The sequence below is a fragment of the Nocardia arizonensis genome, from assembly GCF_001310275.1.
Taxonomy (GTDB): Bacteria; Actinomycetota; Actinomycetes; order Mycobacteriales; family Mycobacteriaceae; genus Nocardia; species Nocardia arizonensis.
This window is the reverse complement of record NZ_LGYZ01000026.1, coordinates 1-3,037: the sequence shown is the minus strand read 5'-3', so window position 1 is coordinate 3,037 and position 3,037 is coordinate 1. Positions and strand designations below refer to the sequence as shown.

Here is a 3,037-nt window from a genome sequence, read left to right as displayed (position 1 = left end):
ACAACAGCAAAGCCGCAGGTCCATGACCTGCGGCTTCGCTGGAAAGTGGACCTTGGGGACCTTACTACAACACAGAAGGCCAGGTAGCAGCCCTGGAGATGCTGCTCAGGAAGCTGCCGGACCCCGCCGGACCGGTTCCATCACTCATAGGCCGGCCCGAACCCCGGCGGGGATCGTCACAGAACTGTCCTTGGTAGAGGCGGAGACGGCGGCGTTGCAGCTGAACCTTCGAGCGCCCACCAGGGCCTTGCCCGCCCAGCTGATGTGGGGAATTCTGGCCTAACGTGAAGAGCCGTGCGGGCGGGTCGGCCATAAGGTTATGGTGCGGGTACCATAACCTTATGGGTTTGAAGAAGACGACGGTCATGGTGGACGAGGCCGACCTCGAATTGGTGAAGATGGCCGCAGCGCGCGAAGGGCGGCCGGAGTCCGAGTATTTTCGTGAAGCTTTTCATCTGGCCGCGATACGTACGCGCCGATGGGATGAGGCATGGGACATCCCCGTTCTCGACTACGGGCATGCCGTGACCGCGGATGAGATCGATAGCACTGTGCGAGAAGCGATCACCAATACCGAAGCTGATGCTGGATGATCGTGATCGGCGATACCTCAGGTCTGATCGCCGCTTTCAACTCCGCAGATCCTGAGCACGCCGACGCGCGCGCAGCGCTGCAGCAGGCAGCGCTGACCATCGTTTCTCCACTCGTCTTGCTCGAAGTCGAACACATCACCACCCGAAATCTCAACCGTCGAGCCGCTTATGCGGTGAACGATTGGTTGTTGGCACAAGAGCACACCGGTCGCATCGAAGTGCCTACGATCTCGGCGGACCTACTGCGGGTCGCGCGCAAGGTGCAGAACCGGTACATGGCCATGCGCCTGGATCTCACCGACGCCACCAATGTTTCATTGGCCGAGCGATATGAAACTGTGGAGGTGTTGACGCTCGACCGACGTGATTTCCGCACGGTTACCCCGCTTACTGGTCATGCCGCGTTCCGGCTGTTGCCCGATGATCTCTAGCCGACTGTTTCGATAATCCGCTGAGTACGGTGCGCGCGAAGCTTGTAGCGTCCTTGCTGGTGACCTGCTCGCTCGGATAAACACCGCGTTGCCAGGTCAGCAAGCTCAGGTGTTCGAGGAGGCCACGGACCGGCCGGGTCACGTCGTATACGGCGGCGTCGAAGTGGCGTTCATCGATCATCCAGCCGAGCGCGGGCAGCGAGCGTCGAACGAAGCCATGTGGGTCGTCGGCGTCGCCGGTGAGTGCAAGCAGGTACAGCAGACCGCCGTGTTGCTGGTAGAACTCCTTGGACAGGCTGAAACGCGGTCGGCGAGGTAGTGCCACAGGTCGACCGGATCATTCTGCAGCGCACGGGCTTTGGCGGTGGGAAGCAGTTGGCCGCGGTGCTTGCGCAGCAGGCCGAGCGCCTGGGCGGATTATCCGCCCGGACAGCCGTACCCGAATCAACAGCACTACCCGCAGCAGTTGCCGCCCGTGAAGAAGAAGGGCATCCCCTGGTGGCTGATCCCCGCCGCCGTTGCGGGCATCTGCGGGCTCGGTCTGGTCGGCGCGGCGTTCGGCAACAACAATGACACGAAGGAGGTCGCCGCGACCACAACCCGCATGGCAGCGCCCGCAGCACCGGTGTTCAGCGCCCCCGCAGCACCGGCCGTTCCGACAACAACCAAAACTCTGGTGCAGGACATCGCCATCCCCGACGTTGTCGGCAAGAACGGCGCCGTCGCCACCGACGAACTGAAGAGGGCCGGCTTCACCAAGATCTCCTACGGGTCCGCGACCCCCGGCGTCGAGGTGGTGCTGCTGGCGTCGAATTGGACTGTCACCGCTATCGAACCCGGACCAGGAACGGTGATCTCATCAGATTCGACAATCGTGCTGACGATGAAGAAGAACAACCGATGAGGTCCATCGAGGTTGTGGCGATATCGCAGGTCACCTGCGCTGCGCTCGCGGGTTGCGGCACTGAAGTGCGCAGCTGAGTTCGTCGGCGATAGGCGCTCCGCTGGTGCATCGAAGACCACCGTGACACCCATGCGTCAACCCTGGATCGCTCGAACTCCCGCAAGGTGTTCGCGCAATGCCACACAGCAGCGAAGCCGCAAGTCGATGACCTGGGGCTTCACCACTGGGTGGCCACAACCCGAACACTCTGCTGGTCGATGGACCGGCGATTCAGGTCCGGCCAGTGCGCACGCAGCGGCGGTCGTGCTGAAGGCCGATGCTCGCCCCGGTCCGTGTTCCGCTCGTGATCGGTTGCGTCGCTCACGCGTGAACTAACCTGGGTGGTGAGGCGCGTTCCCGCGTGACTGCTGTAGGAGGAGATATGCCGGCTGTGGATGCCCGCGGTGAACAGCGGCTGACGGCTGAGGAGTTCCTGGCGGCGGACCCCGGAGACCTCGCCGCGCGGTTCGGCGGGCCATTCGAACTGGTAGACGGTCTCGTGGTGCGCTGTCAAGCGCAGAGTCGAGCCCATGACAGGGTGATCCACAGACTCCGCCGGGCGCTCGAGAACGCACACACGCCGAACGAGCCGTGCCTCGATACCGAGTCGGACACTCCTGTCCGCTTCCCCGACGCCGACAGCACGAACGTGAATCGGCGAGCGAACTTTCGGTTCCCCGACCTCTTGGTCATCGACTGCGGCCGATGGGATGCCACAACGGTCCTGTCACACATCCACATGGTCGTGGAAGTGGTCTCCCCCGACAGCATCGGCGACGATACCGAATACAAACGGAAACTCTACGCCCGCGCGGGGATTCCCATATATCTCGTCGTTCACTTCGCCGATGACTGGGAAACCGTCGAGCGTATCGACGAGTTCCGTCTCGACTGGTCCAACAAGCGGTACGCGCTGCACCATGAGCATTGGGACGAACTCCTCCTGGAGGAGCCGATCAAGATACAGCTGTCGTTCACCGACATCGACGGAGTGCCCCGCGAGAAGTAACCGACTGCTCTGCCATCAAGGCAACCATCCAACGCCGGGCCACTCGTCACGGTCGGTCGAT

At 62.5% G+C, this 3,037-nt stretch carries 5 protein-coding genes; all 5 read left to right on the top strand.

Annotated features, from left to right (window positions below; all coding sequences use genetic code 11):
- Positions 1-341: 341 nt before the first annotated feature.
- The 5 genes from APZ21_RS03980 (at position 342) to APZ21_RS03955 (ending at position 2,976) form a co-directional block, all read left to right on the top strand.
- Positions 342-593, top strand: coding sequence for a hypothetical protein (locus APZ21_RS03980; protein WP_054811845.1), 252 nt, complete (start codon positions 342-344; stop codon positions 591-593).
- Positions 590-1,024, top strand: a complete 435-nt coding sequence (locus APZ21_RS03975) for a type II toxin-antitoxin system VapC family toxin (RefSeq protein WP_054811844.1) — start codon at positions 590-592, stop codon at positions 1,022-1,024. Before APZ21_RS03980 ends, APZ21_RS03975 begins: the two co-directional genes overlap by 4 nt.
- Positions 1,025-1,133: 109 nt before the next feature.
- A complete protein-coding gene (locus APZ21_RS03970) occupies positions 1,134-1,343 on the top strand; it encodes a hypothetical protein (RefSeq protein WP_054811843.1) in 210 nt (69 codons plus the stop codon).
- Positions 1,344-1,412: 69 nt separating this feature from the next.
- Positions 1,413-1,928: a Stk1 family PASTA domain-containing Ser/Thr kinase gene (locus tag APZ21_RS03965; protein WP_156370643.1), complete on the top strand. Its 516-nt coding sequence runs from the start codon at positions 1,413-1,415 to the stop codon at positions 1,926-1,928.
- Between the two features lie 400 nt (positions 1,929-2,328).
- Positions 2,329-2,976 carry a Uma2 family endonuclease gene (locus APZ21_RS03955; RefSeq protein WP_156370641.1) on the top strand — a complete coding sequence of 216 codons (648 nt, stop codon included), beginning with the start codon at positions 2,329-2,331 and terminating at the stop codon, positions 2,974-2,976.
- Positions 2,977-3,037 lie beyond the last annotated feature (61 nt).

Bases quoted from the DNA above. Each gene is read 5' to 3' on its own strand.
- APZ21_RS03980 (WP_054811845.1), top strand. From the start codon at position 342: ATGGGTTTGAAGAAGACGACGGTCATGGTGGACGAGGCCGACCTCGAA.
- APZ21_RS03975 (WP_054811844.1), top strand. From the start codon at position 590: ATGATCGTGATCGGCGATACCTCAGGTCTGATCGCCGCTTTCAACTCC.